This is a genomic window from Enterocloster aldenensis, from assembly GCF_003434055.1.
Lineage (GTDB): Bacteria > Bacillota > Clostridia > Lachnospirales > Lachnospiraceae > Enterocloster > Enterocloster aldenensis.
In genome coordinates this window covers 45,105-70,378 of sequence record NZ_QVEX01000007.1, presented here as the reverse complement: position 1 = coordinate 70,378, position 25,274 = coordinate 45,105, and the positions used below count along the sequence as shown (strand labels likewise).

The following is a 25,274-nucleotide window of genomic DNA, read 5'->3' as shown; positions in this document are numbered from 1 at the left end:
CAATAGTCGATAAAAAACGGTAAATGCGGTATGTGCCCCGGAAGACGGGACGCATACCGCATTACTATTTTTAATCACATAACCAGACAACTGCCATACCACATCCATTGCCTATTCCGCCGCCACAGCCGCTTTCTCCCCCTTCCACGACCGTGTCATGATACATGCAATCACAACCGCGCAGATACCGGCAGCAAGCTTGCCCACAATCATAGGTGTAATCATCTCCGGCTCAACGCCTGCGGTAAAGCCAAGATGGTCTCCCAGCGCAGCGGTTGCAGGGACAAGCCAGGCCACATTGATTACCTTCCCGCGGCGGCCCATTTTTTTAATCATGCCATACACAGGAACCGAATTAGCCAATGTGAATATCAGGCCCCCGGCGGATACGGCATCGATTCCCAGCAGCCTTCCGAACGCATTCAGCACTTTGTCCAGCGCCCGCGTCAGCAGTTCCAACACAGGCAGGATGCCGCACAGGACTATGACAATGCTGGCAACAATCTCCATACCTGACATGATTGTACCGGCATTGCCAAACAGCGGCACCGTGATACCTGTCAGATGCGTGAATGAACCAATGATTATCCCGATAATGGCAAGCCATCCAATAAAGGTCCCAAAGGCGCCGGCGCCCCTGTTCATTGCATTTGGCGCGAATTTCAGGCCAAGGGCCAGCAGCAGGGAAAATATCACAATGGGAATATTGTTAATCAGCACTTTCGTCACATCAAAACCAGCCGCAATCCCCCCAAGGATACTGCCCACGGGAATGGTTACCAGACCGATCAGCAGTCCCTGGAAAAAGTAAACCCGGTCCTCTTTTTCAATCAGGCCCAGCCCCACCGGAAGCGAGAAAACCAACGTGCATCCCAGCATGGACGCGGTAATACATCCGGACATCAGGCCGATTTCATAATCCTGGGCCAGGGAAACAGCCAGGGAATAACCGCCCATATCATTGGCGATAATGGAAGCAAACATGGACGGGTCCGCGTTCATCAGGCCAAAAAGCGGGATCAGCACCGGCTGCAGCCATCCAGACAGCACCGGGGCCAGGACCACGATACCGGCTACTGCAAGGGCCAGACCTCCCATGGACTGAAAGCCTTCCTCGAATTTCGCGCCGAGGCCGAACCTATTACCCATAAGCTTATCCGTACCTCCCAGAATGACACCAACCGCTACAATCAAAAGAATAACATCATTAAATGTCAAGGGCAATACCTCCTTTTAAAGCTGCCTATACCTGATTGGCAGGTTACGGTTTACATGGTTCATTGAGGGAAACTGCCGGACATATGCAATGGGTACTGTCCGTACAGGCAATGAGATTCACACCGGTTCCGGCCAGATCCTCAATCAGGACCTGATGGGTTTTCACAGGCGCGTGAAAAACCGCTCCCTGTATTACTTCCATGCATTCAAATAGCTTTGTTTTCGGTACCGGTTTTTCCGTCCTGACAGCAAGCAGCGGCTCTGCCGCATTCATAATCCGCACCGTGGTGGTCAGTGTACGCACAGGATGAATGAATTCAGCCCTGGCATACGCTTCCCCCCGCGGGCAGGTATGCCCCGTCACGCTCTGAATCACATCCGCTTCCCCCGCCACATGGATCTGGCACCCCATGGGACAGACCGTGCAGATAATGCTCTGTTGGTCCATGTTCACTCCACCTCCTCTGCTGTTACACAAATCCCTGTTCCCCCCAGATTGGCTGCGTTTAAATCCAGATGCTCCATTTCTCCCGGGCTGACCCTGGGCACGGTTCTGGATGCCAGCACGGTCTTGCCGCTGCGCGCAATCAGACGTGTCCCTGCTCCCGGCGCATTGACGCGGAAATACAGCCGCACAGGGCAATCCTCACTGTCTGCCAGGATATGCTGAGGACACACATATCTCACACCCGCGCCGGCAGTGCATGGGATATCCGTCCCATCCACCGGTATCTGGCCCGCGACATATTTTGCCGCTGCAATACCCGCGCGTTCACTCTCCACCGATACATTGTCCGCAAGGTCATTGACATGGACCACGTTTCCGCAGGCAAACACATCCGGCCGGGAAGTCTGCATATACTGGTTTACCACCGGTCCGTTGGTGACTGGTGAGATTTCAATTCCGGCAGCACGTGTCAGCTCATTTTCCGGCAGCAGCCCCACCGACAGAAGCAGTGTATCACAGGCAATGAATGTTTCCGTTGAAAGGATTGGCGTCCTGCTCCCATCAACCCTGGCAATCCACACACCGCTGACACGTTTTTCCCCTTCAATACGGGTCACTGTGTGGCCAAGCAGCAGGGGAATGGAAAAGTCATCCAGACACTGAACCTTATTCCGTGTCAGGCCTGCAAGATAATCCATGATTTCCACCACCGCCTCAACCCTGGCTCCCTCCAGCGTCATCCTGCGGGCCATGATCATCCCGATATCCCCTGAGCCAAGGATGACCACCCGTTTGCCAACCATATGGTTCTGGCGGTTAATCAGACGCTGGGCAGAACCAGCCGTATAGACACCGGCAGGCCGGGTACCGGGAATGCGGAGATTGAAACGGGTACGTTCCCGGCATCCCATGGCAAGCACCACGGCGCCCGCCCTGACACGTATCATGCCATGTTCCGGGTTGCTGCAGATAACGCCGCCCTCCTTAAGAATACTGAGCACCATACTGTCCGGCATCAGTTCCACACCGGCCGCCCTGGCATTTTCCACAAACCGGCCCGCATACTCCGGTCCGGTCAGTTCCTCATTAAAGTAGGAAAGTCCGAACCCGGCATGGATACACTGCTGGAGGATTCCTCCAGGTAACCTATCCCTCTCAATCATTATGACGCGGCCCGCCCCCTGCTTTTTTGCTGCCGCCGCTGCCGCAAGCCCCGCGGGCCCGGCACCGATTACCGCAATGTCACAACCACATTCACGCATCGCCGCACCTCTCTTCTTCTCTGATTTGACCAGTCAGCATATAAGACCCCATCAGGTTCTTCCTTACCTCTGCCGCCGGCAGCTTCAGCTCCCGCGCCAGGATTTCAATTACCTTTGGCCCGCAGAAGCCGCCCTGGCATCTGCCGGTCCCTGCACGGACACGTCGCTTTATTGCATCCACTGTCCTGGCGCCCACGGGCCTGTGGATAGCCTGGATGATTTCCGCCTCCGTAACCGTCTCACACCTGCACACAATGCGGCCGTACAATGGATTTTCCGCAATGAGCTGTGACCTGCGTTCATCGGAAGCATCACTGAAACGTTCAATGCCCTTCCGCCTGGGATTGAAACTGTAATCCCGCTCAAGGACCACGCCTGCGTCCTGGAACATCCTTACTACATATTTTGCAATGCCAAGGCTTGTGGAAACGCCGGTGGACCGTACACCGGAAATGCCGAAATATCCCCGGGTCCTTTCACCAAATCCAATGTGATAACCGGCCGGTATGCGGTTAGGACGCAGCCCGCAGTACTGGGTTATTGCATCCTTAACCTGTATGTTGGGAACCAGACGCCTGCAGTCCCGCCAGACCCCTTCCAGTTCATCGGCAGTCACACCGTGGTCCTCTTTATCCTCCAGGTCCTCGGCAGTGGGGCCCAGCAGCATGTTGCCATGCACGGTCTGCAGCAAAAGCTTTCCGCGTGTTTCCGGGGTTGGTATGGGATAGATGATATGTGATGTCCTGCATTCCGTATTCCTGTCCAGGATAAAGAACTGCCCTTTCCTGGGTTTTACCACAAAATCACCGCCTTCACCGGCCATCCCCGCAATCTCATCACAGAACAGGCCGGCTGCATTGATGACATAATTTGTGCGGATTGTCCCTCTGGTGGTCCCTACTGCGTAAATGCCGCCGTTTTCCGTCTTGATATCCGTGACAGCCGCGTCCAGCAGGAACTCCACACCGTTCTCACTTGCATTTTCAGCCTCTGCAACTACCAGTAAAAAAGGATCTATCACCGCGTCCCTGGGAATGTAAAGGCCGCCCAATACATCCGGCGAGACCTCTGGCTCCATCTCACGGATCTGCTCAGCGGATAAATATTCCACATCATACACATGGTTTTCAAACGCATCCCTGTAAATCTGCGGAAGTATATCCATCTGTTCCTGGGTTATTGCGGGCATAATGGCGCCGCAGACCCGAAAGGGTATATCCAGTTCCTCAGCAGTCCGGTCAAACATTGCCCGCGAAGCCACACACAGCTGTGACTCCAGCGTGCCCGGCGTACAGTCAAATCCGCTGCAGATAATGGAACTGTTGGATTTAGAGGCGTCTCCCCCCACATCATCCCGTTTATCCACAACCATGACCCGCACCTGGTATTTTGAAAATTCCCGTGCAATGGCAGTGCCCACGGCGCCTGCCCCGATAATTACGATATCAGACATATAGTCCATTTTCTCATCTCCTATTTGGAATTTCCCAGTTCTTGCATCGTTCCACCGCACGGTGCCATTGTTCCAGACGGAATTCCCGCTCCATCCGGCCCATCCCCGGCTCATACCGTTTTCCCAATTTCCAGCAGCCCCGCACGTCCTCAATGCTGTCAAATTCCCCCACTGCAAGGGCAGCTAAAAATGCAGCGCCGTAAGCAGTCATCTCTGTCACAACCGGCACATCAACAGCAGCGTCCAGGATATCTGCCTGGAACTGCATAAGGAACCGGTTAACCACCGGACCGCCGTCAGCTTTCATCACAGAAAAGCTGTAGCCTGAATCCTGCTCCATGACCTGTGCGTTATCATAAACCTGGAAAGCAATGCTCTCAAGCACTGCACGGACAATATGCTCGCGGCTTGTCCCGCCCGTAATCCCAATCATCATGCCTCTGGCATACTGGTCCCAGTGTGGCGCGGCCAGGCCGGAAAAGGCCGGGACAAAATACAGGCCGCCAGTGTCCTGGACAGATGAGGCAATGTTCTCTGTTTCCGCGGAATTCCAGATAATCCTCAGTTTGTCACGCAGCCACTGGACTGCTGCTCCCGCTATGTATACACCGCCGTCAAAGGCGTAATTAATCTTATTGTCAACCTGCCATGAGGAAACGGTAATCAGTCCATTCTGTGAATAGCGGACCGTATCCCCCAGATTGATGTACATGAAACAGCCGGTTCCATAGGTGGTCTTTATATCACCTTTATCCAGGCATCCCTGGGCCAGCATGGCTGCAAGCGCGTCCGTGATGCATGCTGCCACGGGTACACGGGCTCCAAAGAATGTCTCCGGCGTGGTATAGCCGTAAATCTGGCTGGAATTAGTGATTTCAGGCAGAATGCTGCGCGGGATGTCATAGATATCCAGAAGCTCCTGGTCCCACTGTCCCTTCTTCAAATCCATCATCATTGTCCTGGAAGCAGTGCTGGTATCTGTAATAAAAGCCTCACCGCCTGTAAAACGCCAAATCAGATAGGAGTCAAGGGTGCCGGCCATCAGTTCCCCCTTCTCCGCCCGCTCCCGGATTCCTTCCACATGATCCAGAATCCATTTGATTTTGGTTGCGGAGAAATACGCGTCAGGGCCAAGGCCTGTTTTTTCTGTTATCATTTTTCCGTATTTCCCATTCAGCTCATCCGCATATTCAGCTGTCCGTCTGTCCTGCCAGACCAATGCATTGTACACCGGAGCGCCTGTCTTCTTATCCCAGACCATACAGGTTTCACCCTGATTGTCAATGCCGATGGATACGATCTGTTCCGGTTCCGCCCCAACCTCCCTCAGCACGGAGGCTGCCGCTGTCTGTATTGCGTTCCAGATTTCCACCGGATCATGTTCCACCCATCCGGGTTTTGGATAAATCTGCATATGCTCAACATTCTTGGAGGCCACCACATCCCAGTTTTCGTCTATCAATAGCGCGGTACTCCCTGTCGTGCCCTGATCGATGCCGATAAAATAACGTTTCATCTCTGAACCCACTCCCTTCTTTTTGTGTAATTTAATAGTATTTTATGACAATATTATGACTATTTTTTGTATAACTAATTATATAAATTAGTCATTATATTGTCAATTGTATAATTTACAAGAATTAGTGACCATATTTTGTTGATAATGCATAAAACCCAGTCCGCTCATTTCCACCCTCCCCCGGCTGTCTGACCAGTTCTTGACTATTTCTGCAATTTCGTTATAATAATATCAAGGAAGTAAATTTTGGAAAATAATAGATTTCCGATTGATTGGAGGAACCATGAAAGATCAGCGGCAAAATGAAATCATCAAACTTCTCTCAGTGGAAAAGAGCGTTAAAACGGAAAGCCTGGCAGCCCATTTTAATGTCTCCATGGAAACCATCCGCCGGGATATCAATACACTGGAACGGGCAGGACTCATCCGAAAGGTTTATGGCGGTATCTGTCTTCCGTCTGACACCGTGCATCTGACCACTCTTGATAACTGGAACCAACGGCTGAACCAATGCCATGATGAGAAGGTCCGTATTGCAACCAAGGCATTGGAATTAATACCGGATTTTTCTGTCATTGCCCTGGACATAGGTACCACTTCATATGAATTAGCAAGGCTTCTGGGCCAGAAAAAGGGACTGTCCGTCATCACGAATTCACTGCTGATTGCGGGCGAGCTTGCAAGAAACACCAGCCACAAGGTGTACTGCATCGGCGGGATGGTTTCTCCGGATGAAATTGTTACCTGCGGCATCTATGCCCGGAACTTCTTAAGCAATTTTGCATCCATTAACCTGTTCATCGGAAGCGCCGACGGGATTACCCCCAAGGGTATCACGGAATTCAGCGAGGCCGTGGTGGATATCAAATGCCAGCTCATTGCCTGCTCGGACCGCAACATCGCGCTTGTGGACCACAGTAAATTTGGAAAGGAAGCCCTTTTTGTCTCCTGTCCCATGCAGAAGGTGGATACCCTTGTAACGGACGGAAACGCCCCCCAGAAGGAACTGGATATCATCCGCAGCATCGGGGTCGACGTTGTCGTGGCATAGGAATGCATTGAACAGCAAAAAGACCACAATCCCTAATCAAGATTGTGGCCTTTTATCCGTTCATCCATCCCGGTGGTTACCCTTCATAAGGCTCAATCAAAAACACCACGGGCCTGAAACCATCCGTACAGGACGCTACCTGGGATTTCTTCCCCTTGGTCCCGATGCACTCCATATGGTTCCTGACAAAAATAATATCCTTAAATATATCTGCCCAGGCCCATGTACAGAAGCCGTCCGGCACCTTCCTGCCATCCGTGATGAACACGGCGCCCTCTTCAAACTTACCGCAGGCAGGAATGGGCTTTTCCGCGTATTTCTCCACTATGTCATCCAATACCATCTTCTTTAAAACAGTGATTTTCACCAAGTCCGACATCTTTTACCCCTCCCGCCATCAGGCGCATCCTGTGGCCACGATATTGGCGCCGCATCCGCACACGTCCGGTATGATTATATCATATGTACTGACCGGCGCCTTAACCACGGTCCTGCGTATCACTGCCATGCAGTCCATTAACAATTCCTTGGGAATGGGCCTGTCGGACCTGACCGGCACCAGACGGTCCTCCCCATCCACTTTAACGGTACTGGTAAGGATCCTCACCGGGTGCAGGAACTCCCGGGTCCCGTACTCCTTTCCCCTGTTGCAGGTATATCCTTCAATGGAAGTGATTTCTTCCTTTGTTCCTTCTGCCAGGATGTGGCATCCAATGGGACACACGGTACAAATAATCTCTTTTCTCACGGTTATGCCTCCTTTATCACATCGACCACTATGTCGGAATCCACTTCAGACAGCGGGATTTTAATGCTGCACATTTCTCCCGGATTTACCCTGCGCTCTTTTTTGGATGCAATGACCTTTCCATTGCATCTTGCTTCTATCCTCACATCCATATCCGGTGCCAGGACACGGAAGAACAGCCTTGCCTGACCATCATCACATGGCATGAGGCGCTGGGGACAGATATATCTTACATTGGTCCCGGTCCTGGTCCTTACCTCCTGCTTCTGTTCCAGCTTCCCTGCCGCATAGAGCGCAGCATATTGACCGGCCAGCATGCTCTCCACGGTAACGTTATCCACCAGGTCATTGACATGGACCACGTTCCCGCAGGCAAATACAGAAGGAACCGAGGTCTGCATATACTGGTTCACTTCAGGCCCGCTGGTGATGTCCGAGATGGTTATGTCCGCCTTTCTGGTCAGTTCATTTTCAGGAATCAGTCCCACCGACAGCAGGAGCGTGTCGCACGCAATGTACTCTTCCGTCTCTTTCACAGGCTTTCTGTTTTCGTCCACCCGGGCCACGTAAACGCCTTCCACCCGCTGGTCTCCTGCAATCCTGGTAATGGTATGGCTCAGTTTCAGAGGTATATTAAAATCATCCAGGCACTGTACCTTGTTCCTGGTAAGGCCTGCAAGATAATCCATGATTTCAACCACAGCCAGTACCTTTGCGCCTTCCAGGCTCATCCTCCTGGCCATGATCATACCGATGTCGCCGGACCCCAGGATGACCACATTCCGGCCAACCATGGTATTCTGCCGGTTCACAAGCCGCTGTGCGGAACCGGCCGTGTAGATGCCCGCCGGCCTTGTTCCGGGTATCTGTATATTGGCCCTGGTCCTCTCCCTGCATCCCATGGCCAGTATGATGCTTTTGGCCGTTACCCTGGTCATGCCGCATTCCGTATTAATGCAGATGATTTCGCCTGTCTGGGCGCTTACCTCAAGCACCATGGAATTAAACAGCACCTCCACGCCCAGATCCAGCGCTTCTTTGGCAAACCTGCCCGCATATTCCGGCCCGGTCAGTTCCTGATTAAAGTAGGAGAGGCCAAATCCGGGATGGATACACTGCTGAAGGATTCCTCCGATACTTTCGTCGCGCTCAATGATCAGTACATTGCCAGCGCCTTCCTTCCTGGCCGCCACTGCTGCCGAAAGTCCTGCCGGTCCTCCGCCTATGATTGCTACATCACATCTCATTTCGTACATTTTGCTCTCTCCCTTCTATCTCATTTTCCCTGAAACCATATAAGAACCAGCCACATTCTTGTTGACTTGCTCCACCGGTATGTTCAGTTCTTTTGACAATATCTCAAGGACCTTTGGCCCGCAGAAGCCGCCCTGGCATCTTCCCATTCCCGCCCGTACCCTGCGCTTAACAGCGTCCATGCTTCTGGCTCCCAGGGGCCTGTGGATGGCATCCAGGATTTCGCCTTCCGTTATGGTTTCGCACCGGCAGATGATATTGCCATACCCAGGGTTCTCTTTGATGATTTCTTCCTGCTCGTCGGCAGTCATTTCATGGAAAATGCGGATGCCTTTTCTTGTCTTCTTAAAGTCCTCCTTATAGACAAGGTCACATCCATGTTCCTTCAGCAGCTGTGCCACATACACGCCCATGGAAACGGAAAGGGTGAGTCCGGTGGAACGGACCCCGGAGAGATTTACATAGCCTTCCAGGTCATCATACACATCCACATGCAGGCCTTCGGGATTTCGGTTGGGGCGCAGTCCGCTGTATTGGGTTATGGTATCCCGGATGTTCACATTGGGAATCAGCCTCTGCACATCCTTTACAATGCTTTCCAGTCCATCGGTTGTAACTGATTTGTCGGTCTTGTTGTCCAGGTCCTCAGCGGTCGGCCCTACCAGCATGTTGCCATGAATGGTCGGACACATAAGCTTGCCCTTGGTTATTTTTGTGGGGATGGGCAGGACGATATGCTCTACCTTACAGGAGGTATTCTTGTCAAGGATATAGAACTGCCCTCTTCTGGCAACCACCTTGTAATCGGCTTTGCCTACCATGGCTGCTATCTCATCACAGTACAGGGCTGCCGCATTAATGACATATCCGGTCTCTATGGTGCCTGCAGTTGTCTCCACCGCTTTTATTTTCCCGTTCTCTGTCTGAATGCCGGTGACTTTTGTATTTAACAGGAAATCAACGCCGTTTTCATTGGCATTTTCAGCCAGGGCCTGAACCAGTATGAATGGGTCGATGATGCTCTCCCTTGGTATATGAAGCCCGCCCTTTACCTCAGGGTTTATGTTGGGTTCCATGGCAATGATCTGCTCTTTGGTCAGATATTCAATATCATAGACCCTGTTCAAAAACGCCTTGGCCTTGATGGCCGGCAGCTGTTCGAACTGCTCCTGGGTAATGGCCGGAAGGATGGCCCCTATCTGCTTAAACGGGACATCCAATACCTTTACCAGCTCCGGATACATGGGATTTGCAGCCACTACCAGCTGGGATTCCAGGGTCCCCGGGGAGGCGTCATACCCGGTATGTATGATTGCACTGTTGGACTTGGATGCATCCCCGCCCACATCTTCATTTTTATCCACTACCATTACCTGAATCTGGTATTTTGATAATTCCCTGGCAATGGCACATCCGACTGCCCCGGCGCCAATAATAACTACATCTGTTTTGTAAATTCCATTGATAATCATCCTTGCCTCCTTAGGTTGCATTTTTGATAACATTGTATGTATTTATGTTGATATTGATTATAAACCATTAAAAACCTCACATCAATCCACATTATAGCAAATATTGCATCCACTTTTTTGTGTACTTTGACTATTTTTTCCCATATTATCCATAAATGATTTAATATTTTTATGTTTTATGGTCTTTACAGCACGAAAAAAAGCAGGCTACATTACTTCATAGCCTGCTGTCTGCCGTACAGTCCCCTTTATTACTATGCCTTTACCTGTATTACTTCAACATTGTTGTCCCTTAACCCCTCAACCACGAAGGATTCCACATTTGAATCAGTCACCAGGGTATCCACCTGGTCCAGCCCGCAGATTTTGTTCATGGCAACCGCTCCAATCTTACTGTAATCTGCAAGTGCTATGACTTTCTGTGTATTTTTAATCACTATCCTCCTGAGATTCGATTCCTCCAAATGATAATCCGTTATTCCCTTGGACAGGCTGAGACCGCCTACCCCAATGAAATACTTATCCGTGATGAAGTGACCCATATCATTATCCGCCAGGAAACCAGATACGGAAAACTCCCCCCTCCTCACCTCGCCGCCAACCATAAGTACACGGATATCAGCATCCTCAGATAAAACCATGGCTATCTTCATGGAGTTGGTAATGACCGTGACCCTCCTCTTCCCCACCAGCGCTTTGGCAAACTCCAGGGTGGTGGTTCCGATATCAACCGCAATCACATCCTCATCCTTAACCAGCTCCACTGCCCTTTCCCCGATAGCCTTCTTCTCTTTAAAATGCTTGATTTCCCTGGTTTGATAAGATGGCTCCGTGGCCCTTGGCTGAACAGGCACAGCGCCTCCATATACCCGCCCCAGCATGCCGTGTTCTTCCAGATACTCCAGATCCCTCCTGATTGTCTCTATGGACACATCAAAGAGCTTCATAAGCTCACTTACCTTTACAATCCCATCCTCACGCAATATCTCCATGATTTTATTACGCCGTTCCTGCAGCATGGCCCTTCCTCCGTATCATTCCCTGAATCCAACAAAATCCACATACCCATCATACATCTGCCAATATAAGCTCAATCCCTTTTTCCAGCAGATATTGTACATATTCTTTTGACAGTGTACTGTCAGATACTATGGTGTGGATACTATCCAAAGGACAGGTCACACTGAAAGAGTCCAAACCAAACTTTTTAGCATGAGCCACAAGTACGGTTTTCCTGGCACGGCTCAATATCGCCTTGTTCACCTGGGCAACCTCACAATTGTAATCAGAAACCCCATTTTCCTTGGTGATTCCTCCTGCACAGATAAAAGCAACATCCACACAGAAATGCTTTAATGCCTCCACAGGCAGATGCCCCTCCATATCATACTCACTGCTGTTCACACATCCACCCAATACAAATAACCTGACATCTGTATCAATCAGTTCATTCAAAACAAAAATCGAATTCGTCAGGACCGTTATGTGTTTAATATCCCTGATATGTTTCGCAATCTGCAATATGGTGGACCCCACCGACAGAAGGACCGTATCCCCCTCCTTTACCAGCTTTGCGGCCTCCCTTCCAATAGCCTCCCTTTCCAGTGAACTTGATTCGTCCACCATGCCGGACCTTTCCACCATTCCTAATGACGAGATGGCGGATTCCAATAAAACAGCCCCGCCGTAAACCCGCTTAATCAGTCCCTGTTCCTGAAGGACTTCCAAATCCCTCCTTGCTGTTTCGTGGGAAACTTGAAAGATTTTTACGATATCCGACATCTTTATTGCCTTTTTCTGTTGAATAATTGAAAATATCTCATCCTGGCGTTCCTTTGCAAGCATGTATTTACCTCACTTTACCAATTCTTGTTTTATTATATAACGAATCAAAACAACTGTCCACTGCAAGGCATTTGTGTATATTTAACATTAACAGGCCGTCTATTCCTATATTTTCGGTGATTTTTGTTGGTAAACTTGCAACAAGTTGCAACTAACTCCAACTAATATCACAATTTCTATTGACAAAATACAACAAAAATGGTTATTCTTAATATAAATAAGTTGCAACTTATCCCAAAAATTATATCAGGAGGTTACTAATGAGAAATTCCACAAACACAAAGGGAAAATATTCTGCCCTGGCAGGATGTACATTGATGTTGTCCATCGTTTATATGTCACTTACCTCATGGTCAATTGCTGTGAATGAACTTGCTGATGCCTTCAACCTGTCCACCTCCCTGATTCAAGCAGGATCCTCCATGTTAATTGCGGGTTATGTAATCGGCGGTTTTGTTGAAGGCAAACTGATTGGGAAATATGGTTGGCGGAAGGTTTTTACCACTGTTATCTGTGCCTTCATCATCGCTTCCGTACTTATACCGCTGGTAACAAATTATTATATCATCCTGCTGCTGCGCTTTATCCAGGGGTGCGGATGTATGGTAGGCCTTACCAGCGCCGTAGTCAGTTCCTGGTTTCCGACCAAAGAACGCGGTCTGGCCCTCGGAATCCTTCTGGGTGCCATTGGACTTGGTTCTGCCCTGGGCGGATACGTGGGAGGATTGCTGACCCCTGCCTTAGGGTGGAAAATGACCTTTTGGATCATATCAGCCGTCTCCATCCTGGGCGCCATTGTCTTCTATCTCATGGTTAAGGAAGCGCCTCCCCTTGAGGAGGAGACAGTCATACCGGTAGAAGATCCGGAAAACATAAATATCTTTGCCCAACCTGCTCTTTGGCTCCTGGGTCTTTCAACCTTATGCTGCTTTTTTAACTGCTATGGCATGTATGCATACCTTGCTCAATATTTATTTACTTTAAAATACACGGCTGCGGAAGTCGGGATGATTGTATTCCTAAACGGCTTCATTGCCATTATTTCCACACCGGCCGTAGGATGGATTTCCGATAAAAAAGTGGCATCCATGGGCGCCCTTAAGGCAAGGACATGGGCCAATACATGGCTGGCTCTCTTCGTAGGATTAATAGGATGTGCACTCATCCCACACCTGGCCCCTATAAACATGGGTATGGCCCTCTTGATATCCTTGGTTGCCGGCTGGGGTATTCCCGCAACCAATGGCCCTGGGCTCTCCCTTCCGGCTGATCTGTTCGGCAGCGCTGCATCCGGAGCCGGTGTCGGTTTCGTACTGTTAATCGCAGGCGCCGGAGGAATCATCGCCCCCATATTTGTTCCCTGGCTTGCGGGTCAGACCAACTGGACCATTGCCTGGTATGTGACAGCGCTGCCGGCGCTCATCGGAATGTTTATTAATATCTATCTTGGAAAATATACAAAATCCCCAAAACACAGTTAGGGCATAACCAATCACCGCCCTGATATTCAAATTCATAAAGGAGAATGTGGAATGGAAGAAAAATATATGCTGGCTTATGACTGTGGTACAACCGCAGTCAAGACCGTAGTGATACGTATGGATGGAACAGTAATAGGAGAATCCAGGGCTGACAATCCCCTGATCCAGCCTTATCCCGAATGGGCGGAGCAGGAACCGGAGGTGCTTTGGGGACGTATCTGCCAGACAACTAAGGATGTAATCCAAAAGCAGGGGATTTCTCCTCAAAGCATAACAGGCCTGGTATTCGTGGCGCATTGGAAAAACATCATACCGGTAGGAAAGGATGGGCAGGTACTGAGAAACAGCATCATATGGATGGATTCAAGGGCTGCCAAACAGGCTGCCAGACTGAATGAAGCAGCCGGTTTCTTTGTTGGGACTGGACAGGAATACTGGCCCCGCCTTATGTGGCTCAAGGAAAACGAGCCTGATATCTGGAACAGGGCAGAGCGGATCATGGGCCTGAATACTTATTTCAAATGGAGGGCTACCGGCCAGTTCGTCACAGAGCCATCGGATGACTTCATCCATGCATATAATCCCCATATGCAGGAATACTATGACCGGATTCTTGCCGCCGCCGGATTAGGGGATGACATACATAAATTCCCACCTATCAAGCCCGCCACGGAAGAAGTAGGTAAGATAACCCCCCAGGCCGCGGAAGAATTGGGCCTGGTGCCCGATATAGCCGTGTTCGGCGGTTTCGGGGATCTTCCTGCCATAACCGTCGGAACCGGCTGCTGTCAGAAGGATATGGTGCATATATACTTCGGAACATCCTCATGGCTGGTGGATATCAAGGATACGCGCAAAGAAGGATACGCGCCCCAGTACTTCACCTTCAACCAGGAATTTGAAGGCGCCCTCTTTGCACTTCAGACAGGATGTTATGCCTTTGACTGGGCTCTTAGCCAGTTCTATCATGTGGAACGCAATATTCTCGGAGCCGACATATTCGGATTTGTAGACAAGCAGCTGGAGGATATCCCCGCCGGAAGCGGGGACCTGATTGCTACCCACTGGCTCACAGGGGAACTTCCTCCTCTGGCCAAGAATGCCAAGGCCCTGTTCTTAAACATCACCTCCAGCCATGACCGCAGGCATATGGTCCATGCCGTCATGGAAAGCATCTGTTACACACACAGGTCCTACCTGCAGACTTACGAAAAGAAAACAGGACGGACGCTTTCCAGCATCCGTGTAGTAGGCGGCGGAGCAGTAAGCGACATATGGATGCAGATGCTTGCAGATGTACTGCAGATTACGGTTGAGGTACCTGAAAGTCCCCGCTATACTGGCGCAATCGGAGCATATTACTGTGCCATGGTTGGTCTGGGCCTGCTTGAAAATTATGATGCCATCTACAAGGATGTGCGTATTGAAAGGACATTCATACCCAATAAAGAACATGCACAAATCTATGATAAGCTGTATAATGTCTACATAAAGCTGTTTCCTGCCTTAAAGGATCTGTACAGTGAAATCAACGGCGTTTATTAGGAAACAGATATGAAAACTGCAATGGAGGAAACATCATGAAAATTGCCATCGGTGAATTTCACCAGGAAACCAATTCTTTTAATCCGTTCCCAAGTACCAGAAAGGACTATGAGGTATTCGGAATCCATAAGGGCTGGGAAATGATTCATTCTGCAGACGCATCCTGCGCGCTGAAAGGAATGGTTGACGCACTGTCCGGGGATGGCGCGGACATCCTTCCCACCTACCGTATGTGGGCCAATGCAGGAGGTCCTGTACAAAAAGAGGTAACAGACGAATTCGTTACGGCTGTCTCACATATTTTAAAAGCCAATCTTCCATTAGACGGAATATGTCTCTCACTTCACGGTGCCACGCAATCAGTGGAATCCGATGATGTATGCGGTGACATACTGGAAACCATAAGGAATATTGTGGGAACAGACACCATAATCGCTGTTTCCCTGGACCTGCATGCCAATGTAACCAGAAAAATGGTACAAAATGCAGACTTTCTCTGCGGATACCATACATACCCTCATGTAGATTTTTACGATACAGGCACACGGGCAGCCAGGCTTTGTCTGGCAGGCATCAAAAAAGAGCGTCCCTTATATAGAAGGTATGTCACAATACCCATGATTGTTCCCGCCAGCGGCTTTACTACCCTGGATGGTCCATTTGCAGATCTGGTTGGGTTGGGGGAATCCCTTGTGGATTCAAATGAACTGACTGATTTTTCCATTTTCCAGATGCAGCCCTGGCTGGATGTAGAAAACGGGAATTCATCTGTTATTACCATATCAGAACACAGGGACGATACAAGGGCCTTGGAGTTTGCACAAAAGCTGGTCCGTATGCGTCATCAGTTAAAGCCTGCCCTGAGTTCTGTAAAGGATGTAATCCAACTGGCAGAAAACCGGGCGGATGAATCCCCCATCCTATTAGTAGACTCTGCCGACTCCACTAATGCAGGCGCGTGTGGGGACAGCGCATATGTCCTGCAGGTAATCCGTGAATGCCGTTCCGCCATAAAGGCAGGTATGGCGCTTTGCTGTAAACCTGCGGTGGAAAAAGCGTTTCAAATTGGGGTTGGGAATACCGGAAGATTTCTGATTGGCGCTTCCCTGGACAAAGTCCATACACAGCCAGTTGAAACAGATGCCTATGTACAGTCGCTTCATGACGGGATATATTTACAGGAAGGTCCTGCAAAAAAAGGGCTCAAAAATAACCTTGGCCGGACAGCCGTACTGAAGGTTGGGAATACGGACGTGATTGTCACATCTGATTTCCTGCTGGGTCCAGGCGATCTGCAGCTTTACCGCCATTTTGGGATTGAACCATTATTATACCAGCTGATTGTTGTTAAGGCCTGTACTTCTTTTAAAGCTGGTTACAGGACGGTTTCCCAACACATTGTTTATGCCGATACGCCGGGAGCCGCTACTGCTGATTTGTGCAGGCTGGATTTTAAGAAGCTGCCAAAGAAGTTCTATCCTTTTGAGGAAATATCAGAGGATATGATTGAAGTTGTATATTAAAGATAGGGATTCCTCCATTAAAGTATCGTTAATATTACGTCCATACGATTGACATCTGCCCTGCCGTCCCCATATAATGCCATCAGGGCCAGTACTTAACCTACATGTGGCAGAAAGGAAATGACATACCTATGGATGACGGATGCGATGCTAATCACATTCCTGTTGAGTTATATTTTAATATGTCTATGTAATTAAGAAGACATAACCTGCACTCGTTTACACGGATGCAGGCTATGTCTTTTTGAAATAATCTACAACTTTAGAGGAGGAATCATTTTGAGTATTGAATCGTTTTTCAGCCTTTTGGGAGGGCTGGCACTATTCCTATATGGAATGCAGATGATGAGCACCAACCTGGAAGCAGCTGCGGGCAGCCGCATGAAGCAGATTCTGGAAAGGCTGACTGCCAACCGCTTCCTTGGAGTGCTGGTGGGCGCCGGAATCACTGCAATCATCCAGTCATCATCCGCAACAACCGTCATGGTAGTGGGGTTTGTGAATTCCCAGCTCATGACCCTGAAACAGGCTGTATGGATCATCATGGGCGCCAATATCGGCACCACTATCACAGGCCAGCTGATTGCCCTGGATATCGGGGCCATTGCTCCCCTGATTGCATTTGTGGGCGTTGCCCTGATTTTGTTTGTTAAAAAGAAAAAAATCCAGTTTGCAGGCGGAATCGTGGCCGGACTGGGCATCCTTTTCCTGGGTATGGGCATGATGAGCGCTGCCATGATACCTCTGCGCAATTCAGAAGGATTTGTAAGGCTCATGACCAAATTCTCCAATCCCCTCCTGGGAATCCTGGCCGGCGCAGGCTTTACAGCCATCATCCAGTCATCATCCGCATCTGTCGGAATCCTGCAGGCCCTGGCTGTCAGCGGGCTGATTGGAATCGACAGCGCTGTCTTTGTTCTGTTCGGCCAGAACATCGGCACCTGCATCACGGCCGTGCTGGCCTCCATCGGCGCGAACAGGGATGCAAAACGCACCACCCTGATCCACCTGATGTTTAATATCATAGGCACCACTGTATTTACCATTGTCTGTATCATGATTCCCTTTACCAGCTGGGTGGCAGCCTTCACCCCAAGCAATCCGGCTGCCCAGATTGCCAACGTACATACACTGTTCAATCTTGTAACCACCCTGCTCCTGCTTCCATTCGGTTCGCAGCTGGCGCGTCTTTCCGAAAAGCTGCTTCCTGACAGGCCCGGGAAGCCGGCGGATGAAGAACACTGGTTTGAAGAGCTTCTGGCCTCCGAACATGTGCTTGGCGTCTCAGTCATCGCACGGAAACAGCTGATGGAGGAAGTCAGCCAGATGCTTTCCCTGGCAGCTGAAAATATCGACAAGGGCTTTCTTGCATTCCGTGAAAAAAGCGCGGATGAACTGGAACAGATCCTAAAACGCGAGGAAGAAATCGACCTTTCCAATGCCCGGCTTTCCAGAAGGATTTCCAAGGTCCTGACCGTGGAACACAACCCGGCCGAGGTGGATGCGCTGCGCCGTATATTCACCATCAGCGGTAATGTGGAGCGTATAGGCGACCATGCCAAGAATATTGCTGGTTATGCCCGGACCATGATGGACCGGGGGCTGGAGCTGTCGGCCCAGGCCCAGGAGGAACTGGCAGATATGAGGGCCTCCAGCATGCGCGCCATAAACCTTGTCTGCAGCGCAAAGAACCTTGCTGCCAGCAGCCTTGGCACACAGGCCCTGCCGGCGGATAAAACCTTACCCCTTAATCAGGCACAGTCCCAGGAATACGTGTCCCTGCTGGAACAGGCCGCGCTCCTGGAACAGGAAATAGATGAAAAGACCCTCTTGTACCGTTCCAACCAGATTGACCGTATGGGAAATGGAAAATGCCATGTGGAGACTTCCATCCTGTATTCAGAAATCCTTACGGACTACGAACGCATCGGCGACCATGTATTTAATATTGCACGCGCGCTTGCCAAGCTTGGGGAGGAAAAAGACTATATCAGACCAGCCATTTAAAAAGGAACTTACAGTGGAAAAGAGCCAGACACCTGGCCCTTTTCCATCTAAAAATCAACCGTACCGCCGCACTAATTCTTCTTAATACCTGCCGCAGCGCCACTCTAATCCCTAATATGGATTTGATGTCCGCTATAATTTCCCTGAATCATTCCAGCCTGTTTTTTTGCAGTCTTAAGAAGTTCGTGGAAACAGATTCCTGTCTCATAGCCCATCTCCTCCAATACCCATACCAAATCCTCTGTGGAAAGGTTCCCGGAGGCTCCAGGCGCAAAGGGACAGCCTCCCAGGCCGCCTAAGGCTGACTGAAGCCGGACCACCCCCGCCTCAATGGCTGCCAGGCTATTGGCCAGTCCGCTGCCTCGGGTATCATGAAAATGCACCATCAGTCCCAAATCCGGATAAGCTTCCTGCAGCACTGCAATCAGCCCCTTCACCTGCGCAGGATCCGCAATCCCTATGGTGTCACACAGACAGCATGTTTTCATCCCAGCCTCCACATAGTCCTTCAAAAATTCCTTTACTCTATATGGATTCCTGTATTTCCCTTCAAAGGGGCATCCGAATGCAGTTGCCAGATCCACAATTATTTCCATATCTGGATATGTATCTTTTATTTCCCTGAAAGAAGCCAGCGATTGTTCATGGGTCCTGTTGATATTGGCCTGATTATGGGACGCGCTCAGGGAAACAACATAGCAGACCTTTTGCAGGCCCGACTCATATGCATTTTTAGCTCCCCTCAGGTTTGGCACCAGGGCAAACATATCCAAATCCGGGTATGTTTCAAGAACAGCTTTTGTTATTTCCCCCGCATCCGCCAGTTGCGGGATTGCTTTGGGGCTTACAAAAGAAGTAAACTCCATGTGCCTGACCCCGGCCGATACAAGGTCCCCTATCAATTCAAGCTTTTCCTGCAAAGGAATATGCGCGCAGGCCACGCTTTGGAATCCATCCCTGGGTCCTACCTCGATTATCTCCACTTTATTGTCCACAAAACCAACTCCCTTCACTGTCAAATAACACCCTTGTCTTTTAGCACGGCTACCTGCTTTTCATCCAACCCCAGCAGTTCCCCATATATTCTGGCATTATCCTCACCTAATAGCGGGGCTGGCTTGCGGGGGAAGGATTTTGTCTCTGTCAGCTTTTGTGCACTGGCCGTTACCCTGATTTTTCCAATGCCCGGCTGCTCAATCTCAGGAAACATTTCCCGGTACTTGGCAATCTGCGGATCCGCCACAACCCGGTCCAGGGTGTTCACAGGACTGGAAGGCACGCCGGCTTCATTGAGAACATCCACCACCTCATCCACCGTATACTGCTTTGACCACGCGGAAATGATTTCCCGCATTTTTTCATGATTTTCCACCCGGTCCTTGATATCCAGGAAATCCGGGTCTTCCTTTAATTCCGGCCTGCCCATGACATCACACAGCATTGCATACAGCTTATTATTTCCAGCTGCAATAATCACGCTGCCGTCACTGGCCGGAAATGAATCATAGGGATATGTAGACTCATACCGGTTTCCGATACGCTGGGGAACACGTCCCTCCGCCAAATAAATCATGGTGATGTTTGTCATGGCGGAAACCACGGAATCCACAAGGGCCACGTCCACCTTTTCACCTTTGCCCGTTCTCTGCTTATTTACCAATGCGGCCAATACGCCGATGGTCATGTTAAGTCCGCCCAACACATCGCCCATGGGCGTACCTGTGCGGGTGGCCTCGCCTCCGGGCCAGCCGGTGGTGCTCATGAGTCCCCCCACGGCCTGCCCGATAATATCATACCCCGCCCGGTTCCTGCATGGGCCTGTATGTCCGAATCCGGAAACAGCGCCGTAAATCAGTCCTGGATTCACTTCCTTCAGCACCTCATACCCCAGCCCCAGCTTTTCCATTGTGCCGGGGCGGTAGTTTTCAATTACCACGTCCGCCTTTTTGACCATATCCAAAAACATCTTTTTTCCTTCAGGCGCCTTTAAATTCAAGGTACAGCCAAATTTGCTGCGGTTAAAATTCGTATAGTAAACACTGTTCCCATTGATGAACGGACCCATGCTGCGGCTGTCATCCCCCCCTTTGGGCTGTTCCACTTTAATCACCTTTGCCCCCATATCGGCCATAATCATGCCGCAGTAGGGGCCGGCCAGCACACGGGTAAGATCCAAAACAGTTACACCTTCCAATAAACCAGACATTATTTTCTTCCTCCATTTTTTGTTTTGTCACTCTGCATAAGCGTCTTCTTCTGCTTCCTTGGAGAATAAATCCTCTACAAATTCCTTTGGCAAAGGTTCCGATTTCTTATTTACAATTACATATACAATAATGGACAGGACCGCTCCTGCAACAAAGGGCGGCATTCCCAGGATAAATCCGCCTCCGGGTTTTACCGTGTACCAGAACAATGTGCCAAAACATCCCGCAAGCATGGCCGACACGCATCCCGCCCTGGTGCCGGATTTAAAATACGTGCCCCCAAATACAGGAACAATAAGCGTGGCCGCAATCACAGAAAAAGCAAATGTAGAGAACAATGATATCATCTCCGGGGGATTGAAGGCCCAGATAACCACCACGATCATAATGGAAAACATCATGATATTGGTAACGTTCATGACCTGCCTGTCCGTTGCCTCCTTCTTCAGGAACTTCTTGTAGATATCCACCCCGAAGGCGCTGCCGCTTGTCATCAGCACCCCGTCAATGGTAGACATGGAGGCCGCAATCACTGCCACGATGACAATGGCCCCGATTACGTTGGGGAAAAACTCCAGCACCATGGATGGAAAAACCGCATCCACGTTGTTTATAAATGCGTTCCCATAATATGCGCGGCCCATGTTGCCGATTATCATGGAGCCCCAAAGGATTGCCCCAAGCCATATTGACAGCAGGATAGAGGAAACATATACGGTCTTTCGGTCTTTAATCGTAAAGTTTGTCTGTACAAGCTGCGGAAGCCCCCATGGAGTCAACGCATACACGGTGGAGAACAGGAACAGGTTGCTCCAACCCATGGGCCCTGGTGTTTCCAGAAGCGCCGGATCGCTTGCAGCCACTCCGGCAGATATGGCGGAAGGTCCGCCTATAATGCAAAATCCGGCAATCAGGACCGCCATCATACCAAAGGCCATCATAAGCCCCTGTACTACATCCGTATAACAGCGCGCCATATATCCGCCAAAAATCAGATACACGCATGCCACGGCGGAAACCAGGATTACTGCAATGCCGTAAGAAATCCCAAATAATTGTGCCAGGGACAGGGCGCCGCCTTTTACAATCCCCACCATGTAAGGCACCATAAAAATAATAATCACAATTGAGGCAATCCCACCCGCCGCGGAGGACTTAAAGCGTTTGCTGATATACTCGGGTATGGTCATGGCCTGCAGGCGCACGGAAGCCCTGCGCAGGCCATGGGAGAACAGCAGCAGGCCAAGGGGAAGCAGGACGACCTGGGCAAGAGGCATCATCAGATAGGCCAGCCCTGCCTTGTAGGCAGTTCCCGTATTGCCAATAAATGTGGATGAACTGAGGTACGTGGAGCCATAGGTCAGGGCAAATATCCATGGCCCCAGGCTCCTCCCTCCGGTGAGAAAACCATTTAGATTGTTTGTGTACTTCCGGTTACAGTAAAATCCAATGAATAACATACCAATAATGTAAATTGTTAAAACAATAAATCCGATTAATGCGAGATTTCCTGATAACATACTTTTCACCCCTTACTCTTATACCACGTCACAATTCCTGGATTCTTTACCTTGCTGTTCCCAATGCCTATTTATTATGCTTCCTATATTTTAAATACGCCGCAATGCATACAGCGGCAGTTCCAATGGTGAGGATAGGTCCTAAAAACCAACCTAAATATGTGGGAAATGGTAATCCAAAAATCATAGTCATCCTCCTTTTTATTCACCCTGTTTCAGCCCAATACGTTCATGTAATCGATTACTTAACCGACAGAAGGCCACACTGCCCGATGTCTGACAGTGGGGGGCTTCTGCCGGGGACTTCCTATTTTATTTTCTCTTCATCAGCAGGGCTAAAATCGCCTTCTGAGCGTGAAGCCGGTTTTCCGCCTGGTCATATACGATGGAGTGCGAACCATCGATAACAGCGTCCGTCACTTCCTCCCCACGCGCTGCCGGCAATGGATGCATGTAATAAGAAACCGGTTTAGCCAGTTCAAAATGCCTGTCGGAAATGCACCAGTCTTTTGCAAACTGCCTGCGGTACTCCTTATCCTCCTCCTTGCCCATGCCCCTGGTGCTGCCCCAGCTCTTTGCGTAAATAATATCCGCATCCGTGCTTGCCTCATAAATATCATTGGTAACGTTTAAGGCACCGCCGCTCTTCTGATATGCCTTCTGGGCAAAATCCATATATTCCTCATCCAGCTCATATCCCTTTGGATGGGCCAGCGTCAGGTCCGCGCCCAGCAGGCTGCAGGCAAGGAGCATGGCCTGGGGCACGCCCGGTGACTTTACCCTGTCAGAATAAGCCCAGGACATCACGATTTTTTTCTTCTTCCAGCCAGACCCAAGCTTTTCCTGGATGGTCATAAGGTCTCCCATGCATTGGCAGGGATGTTCCTTATCATCCAGCCCGTTGATAACCGGAATCGTGGTGGCCCTTCGGATCTGCTCCATAATGTCCCTTGCCATCCCATATTTTTCCAGGTCGTAGAGGCGCACCATCAGGGCATCCAGATACCGTGAGATTACCAGGCCTGTATCATCCCAGGTCTCTTTATTCTTTCGCTGCATATTATCTTCACTGTAATACTGGGCATGTCCCCCAAGCTGGGTCATTCCTGTTTCAAATGATATGCGGGTGCGGGTGGAAGGCTGTGCAAAAATCATTCCCAGGGTTTTGTTCTTTAATAATTCGTGTTCCGCTCCCACGGCGTTCTGGCGTTTTAAGTCAAACCCTACTTCCAGGATTGTCTCAATTTCCTCACCCGTGAAATCCATCAGTGTTACAAAATCCTTACCTCTCATGTCTGTTCTCATAAAATACCTCCTATGAATGTTGTTATATTTCATGGCTGACGAATGTTCCCCAGCCTGGTTTCCCTGTAATGTTACCTTTGTGAATGACCTGTTTTCCCCGGACATAGGTTTCCTCAACCGTATAGTGCATCGGGATTCCCTGATAAAGAACCGCGCTGTCACGGCATTTTGTAAACAGTTCCGTTATCTTTAGAGGCTTTGGCACGTCTAACTTTCTGACAAGTACGAAATCCGCGTCCGCCCCCTCCTCAATCCTTCCTTTTCCCGGAATCCCAAGAACAGCCGCGGGCTTCTGTGCCATGCTGCGGGCAATTGCCTCCGGGGTCAGGCGGCTGTCCGCAACCGCGTTCATTAATAGCGGAAAAGAAAGCTCCAGCCCGGGAACCCCGTCATAGGTATGCCATATATCCGGTCCGTTTTTCAGTTTTTCTTCTTTCAGATAGGGCGCATGGTCGCTGCCTGTAAGCTCGAAGGCTCCCTCAGCGTATAACCCCAGAAGCTTCTCCATCCTTGCCTTGTCCCGCAGCGGAGGCTTCATACGGGCGAATACCCCGGCATGTTCCCCGCTGTCCTCATGAAATAAAAGATACTGAGGACATGTTTCCCCATGGATGTCCACCCCTTTTGCACGGGCCTCCTGTATCATGCATATTGCCTCAGGCGTGCTTACGTGGCAGACAGACACCCTGCAGCCTGTTTTCTGCGCAGCGGTTATTACCCATCTGACCGCCTCGGTTTCCGCTTCCACTGGACGGGACCTGCAAAAGGCTTTCAGTCCGTTATGACCGGATTTCATCTCTTTTTCAGTCTGTGCCTGTACGTACTGGTTCAACTCACTATGTACTGCCAAAAGCCTGCCTGTTTCAGCCACCTTCTCCATGACGCGCGCAAGCGCTTCCTCTGTCTCGCTGCACAAGCCGTAAAATTCCTTTTCCCGTCCAGGCACCGGAGGCATCAGGAATGTTTTATATGCCATGGCCCCTGCCTTTGCAAGGCATGGTATTTCTTCCAGATTATCGGATCCGGCTCCGCCATACATGGCGTAATCCACATAAACCTGGGGCGCCGCCTCCTGGACCCTTGCCACAAAATCCTCTTTGCGTGAGGCAGGAGGCAATGCAACCGGCATTTCCACAATTGTAGTCACCCCTCCCGCCGCCGCCGCCATTGTGCCGGAGGCAAAGTCTTCACGGTAAGAAAACCTTCCTCCCCGGATATGGACATGACTGTCTATCAATCCCGGAAAAACCAACAGGCCGCAAGCGTCCACTGTGTCACGGGCTGGATTAACCGGTTCCCGGACAGGACACACCCGTATGATTTTCCCTCCCCGAATCTCTATATTGCCCTGAAAACAGCCTTCGGGCCTTACAATCACCCCATGGACAATATTTAAATCATTCATTGCCATCTCCT

Annotated in this window: 21 protein-coding genes; 5 read left to right on the top strand and 16 right to left on the bottom strand. The window is 50.2% G+C overall.

What is annotated here, in order from left to right; all coding sequences use genetic code 11:
- Positions 1-111: 111 nt before the first annotated feature.
- Genes DWX59_RS15535 through glpK form a run of 5 tightly spaced genes read right to left on the bottom strand, consistent with a single transcriptional unit; the run spans position 112 to position 5,897 of the window.
- Positions 112-1,218 carry an ethanolamine utilization protein EutH gene (locus DWX59_RS15535; RefSeq protein ID WP_117560131.1) on the bottom strand — a complete coding sequence of 369 codons (1,107 nt, stop codon included), beginning with the start codon at positions 1,216-1,218 and terminating at the stop codon, positions 112-114.
- 43 nt (positions 1,219-1,261) lie between these two features.
- Positions 1,262-1,666, bottom strand: a complete 405-nt coding sequence (locus DWX59_RS15530) for a DUF1667 domain-containing protein (RefSeq protein WP_117560130.1) — start codon at positions 1,664-1,666, stop codon at positions 1,262-1,264.
- Between the two features lie 2 nt (positions 1,667-1,668).
- Positions 1,669-2,928: an NAD(P)/FAD-dependent oxidoreductase gene (locus tag DWX59_RS15525; RefSeq protein ID WP_117560129.1), complete on the bottom strand. Its 1,260-nt coding sequence runs from the start codon at positions 2,926-2,928 to the stop codon at positions 1,669-1,671.
- Positions 2,921-4,390, bottom strand: coding sequence for an NAD(P)/FAD-dependent oxidoreductase (locus DWX59_RS15520; protein ID WP_235845070.1), 1,470 nt, complete (start codon positions 4,388-4,390; stop codon positions 2,921-2,923). Before DWX59_RS15520 ends, DWX59_RS15525 begins: the two co-directional genes overlap by 8 nt.
- A 4-nt stretch (positions 4,391-4,394) precedes the next feature.
- On the bottom strand, positions 4,395-5,897 hold the full coding sequence (glpK, locus tag DWX59_RS15515) for a glycerol kinase GlpK (RefSeq protein WP_117560128.1): 1,503 nt from the start codon (positions 5,895-5,897) through the stop codon (positions 4,395-4,397).
- A 286-nt stretch (positions 5,898-6,183) separates the two neighbouring features.
- On the opposite strand from glpK, the gene DWX59_RS15510 reads away from it, so the two are divergent.
- A complete protein-coding gene (locus DWX59_RS15510) occupies positions 6,184-6,951 on the top strand; it encodes a DeoR/GlpR family DNA-binding transcription regulator (protein WP_117560127.1) in 768 nt (255 codons plus the stop codon).
- Positions 6,952-7,027: 76 nt separating this feature from the next.
- Here the strand turns inward: DWX59_RS15510 and DWX59_RS15505 are convergent, their stop codons facing one another.
- From DWX59_RS15505 to DWX59_RS15480, 6 genes are all read right to left on the bottom strand, one after another.
- Complete coding sequence (locus DWX59_RS15505) at positions 7,028-7,330, bottom strand: TIGR04076 family protein (protein ID WP_117560126.1); 303 nt, start codon at positions 7,328-7,330, stop codon at positions 7,028-7,030.
- A gap of 18 nt (positions 7,331-7,348) precedes the next feature.
- Positions 7,349-7,699, bottom strand: a complete 351-nt coding sequence (locus DWX59_RS15500) for a DUF1667 domain-containing protein (protein ID WP_117560125.1) — start codon at positions 7,697-7,699, stop codon at positions 7,349-7,351.
- Between the two features lie 2 nt (positions 7,700-7,701).
- A complete protein-coding gene (locus DWX59_RS15495; protein WP_117560124.1) occupies positions 7,702-8,955 on the bottom strand; it encodes an NAD(P)/FAD-dependent oxidoreductase in 1,254 nt (417 codons plus the stop codon).
- A 15-nt stretch (positions 8,956-8,970) separates the two neighbouring features.
- The gene (locus tag DWX59_RS15490; protein WP_235845069.1) at positions 8,971-10,425 is read right to left on the bottom strand and encodes an NAD(P)/FAD-dependent oxidoreductase; all 1,455 of its coding nucleotides are present in this window, start codon (positions 10,423-10,425) and stop codon (positions 8,971-8,973) included.
- Positions 10,426-10,679: 254 nt separating this feature from the next.
- Positions 10,680-11,444 carry a DeoR/GlpR family DNA-binding transcription regulator gene (locus DWX59_RS15485; RefSeq protein ID WP_117560123.1) on the bottom strand — a complete coding sequence of 255 codons (765 nt, stop codon included), beginning with the start codon at positions 11,442-11,444 and terminating at the stop codon, positions 10,680-10,682.
- A 49-nt stretch (positions 11,445-11,493) separates the two neighbouring features.
- Positions 11,494-12,270 (bottom strand): DeoR/GlpR family DNA-binding transcription regulator, encoded by a 777-nt coding sequence (locus tag DWX59_RS15480; protein ID WP_117560122.1) that lies wholly within the window; start codon positions 12,268-12,270, stop codon positions 11,494-11,496.
- A 260-nt stretch (positions 12,271-12,530) separates the two neighbouring features.
- Between DWX59_RS15480 and DWX59_RS15475 the strand changes: the two genes are divergently transcribed.
- The 4 genes from DWX59_RS15475 (at position 12,531) to DWX59_RS15460 (ending at position 18,826) form a co-directional block, all read left to right on the top strand.
- On the top strand, positions 12,531-13,751 hold the full coding sequence (locus DWX59_RS15475; RefSeq protein ID WP_117560121.1) for an MFS transporter: 1,221 nt from the start codon (positions 12,531-12,533) through the stop codon (positions 13,749-13,751).
- Between the two features lie 51 nt (positions 13,752-13,802).
- Complete coding sequence (locus tag DWX59_RS15470; protein ID WP_117560120.1) at positions 13,803-15,296, top strand: xylulokinase; 1,494 nt, start codon at positions 13,803-13,805, stop codon at positions 15,294-15,296.
- Between the two features lie 35 nt (positions 15,297-15,331).
- Positions 15,332-16,819 (top strand): M81 family metallopeptidase, encoded by a 1,488-nt coding sequence (locus DWX59_RS15465; RefSeq protein WP_117560119.1) that lies wholly within the window; start codon positions 15,332-15,334, stop codon positions 16,817-16,819.
- 279 nt (positions 16,820-17,098) lie between these two features.
- Positions 17,099-18,826: a Na/Pi cotransporter family protein gene (locus DWX59_RS15460; RefSeq protein ID WP_117560118.1), complete on the top strand. Its 1,728-nt coding sequence runs from the start codon at positions 17,099-17,101 to the stop codon at positions 18,824-18,826.
- A 104-nt stretch (positions 18,827-18,930) separates the two neighbouring features.
- On the opposite strand, the gene DWX59_RS15455 is transcribed toward DWX59_RS15460, so the two are convergent.
- The 5 genes from DWX59_RS15455 to DWX59_RS15435 form a co-directional block, all read right to left on the bottom strand.
- The gene (locus DWX59_RS15455) at positions 18,931-19,821 is read right to left on the bottom strand and encodes a hydroxymethylglutaryl-CoA lyase (RefSeq protein WP_117560281.1); all 891 of its coding nucleotides are present in this window, start codon (positions 19,819-19,821) and stop codon (positions 18,931-18,933) included.
- Positions 19,822-19,841: 20 nt separating this feature from the next.
- Positions 19,842-21,032, bottom strand: a complete 1,191-nt coding sequence (locus tag DWX59_RS15450; protein WP_117560117.1) for a CaiB/BaiF CoA transferase family protein — start codon at positions 21,030-21,032, stop codon at positions 19,842-19,844.
- A gap of 27 nt (positions 21,033-21,059) precedes the next feature.
- Positions 21,060-22,493 (bottom strand): sodium:solute symporter family transporter, encoded by a 1,434-nt coding sequence (locus DWX59_RS15445; protein ID WP_166460238.1) that lies wholly within the window; start codon positions 22,491-22,493, stop codon positions 21,060-21,062.
- Between the two features lie 372 nt (positions 22,494-22,865).
- Complete coding sequence (gene argF / locus DWX59_RS15440) at positions 22,866-23,858, bottom strand: ornithine carbamoyltransferase (RefSeq protein ID WP_166460237.1); 993 nt, start codon at positions 23,856-23,858, stop codon at positions 22,866-22,868.
- Positions 23,859-23,880: 22 nt separating this feature from the next.
- On the bottom strand, positions 23,881-25,263 hold the full coding sequence (locus DWX59_RS15435) for a dihydroorotase (RefSeq protein ID WP_165640934.1): 1,383 nt from the start codon (positions 25,261-25,263) through the stop codon (positions 23,881-23,883).
- Positions 25,264-25,274: the final 11 nt, after the last annotated feature.

Excerpts from the sequence above, each read along its gene's own strand:
- DWX59_RS15465 (WP_117560119.1), top strand. The coding sequence starts at position 15,332 with ATGAAAATTGCCATCGGTGAATTTCACCAGGAAACCAATTCTTTTAAT.
- glpK (WP_117560128.1), bottom strand. The coding sequence starts at position 5,897 with ATGAAACGTTATTTTATCGGCATCGATCAGGGCACGACAGGGAGTACC.
- DWX59_RS15480 (WP_117560122.1), bottom strand. The coding sequence starts at position 12,270 with ATGCTTGCAAAGGAACGCCAGGATGAGATATTTTCAATTATTCAACAG.
- DWX59_RS15475 (WP_117560121.1), top strand. The coding sequence starts at position 12,531 with ATGAGAAATTCCACAAACACAAAGGGAAAATATTCTGCCCTGGCAGGA.
- DWX59_RS15520 (WP_235845070.1), bottom strand. The coding sequence starts at position 4,390 with ATGGACTATATGTCTGATATCGTAATTATCGGGGCAGGCGCCGTGGGC.
- DWX59_RS15445 (WP_166460238.1), bottom strand. The coding sequence starts at position 22,493 with ATGTTATTCATTGGATTTTACTGTAACCGGAAGTACACAAACAATCTA.
- DWX59_RS15450 (WP_117560117.1), bottom strand. The coding sequence starts at position 21,032 with ATGTCTGGTTTATTGGAAGGTGTAACTGTTTTGGATCTTACCCGTGTG.
- DWX59_RS15505 (WP_117560126.1), bottom strand. The coding sequence starts at position 7,330 with ATGTCGGACTTGGTGAAAATCACTGTTTTAAAGAAGATGGTATTGGAT.
- DWX59_RS15490 (WP_235845069.1), bottom strand. The coding sequence starts at position 10,425 with ATGATTATCAATGGAATTTACAAAACAGATGTAGTTATTATTGGCGCC.
- DWX59_RS15470 (WP_117560120.1), top strand. The coding sequence starts at position 13,803 with ATGGAAGAAAAATATATGCTGGCTTATGACTGTGGTACAACCGCAGTC.
- DWX59_RS15530 (WP_117560130.1), bottom strand. The coding sequence starts at position 1,666 with ATGGACCAACAGAGCATTATCTGCACGGTCTGTCCCATGGGGTGCCAG.
- argF (WP_166460237.1), bottom strand. The coding sequence starts at position 23,858 with ATGAGAACAGACATGAGAGGTAAGGATTTTGTAACACTGATGGATTTC.
- DWX59_RS15435 (WP_165640934.1), bottom strand. The coding sequence starts at position 25,263 with ATGAATGATTTAAATATTGTCCATGGGGTGATTGTAAGGCCCGAAGGC.
- DWX59_RS15525 (WP_117560129.1), bottom strand. The coding sequence starts at position 2,928 with ATGCGTGAATGTGGTTGTGACATTGCGGTAATCGGTGCCGGGCCCGCG.
- DWX59_RS15510 (WP_117560127.1), top strand. The coding sequence starts at position 6,184 with ATGAAAGATCAGCGGCAAAATGAAATCATCAAACTTCTCTCAGTGGAA.
- DWX59_RS15495 (WP_117560124.1), bottom strand. The coding sequence starts at position 8,955 with ATGTACGAAATGAGATGTGATGTAGCAATCATAGGCGGAGGACCGGCA.
- DWX59_RS15485 (WP_117560123.1), bottom strand. The coding sequence starts at position 11,444 with ATGCTGCAGGAACGGCGTAATAAAATCATGGAGATATTGCGTGAGGAT.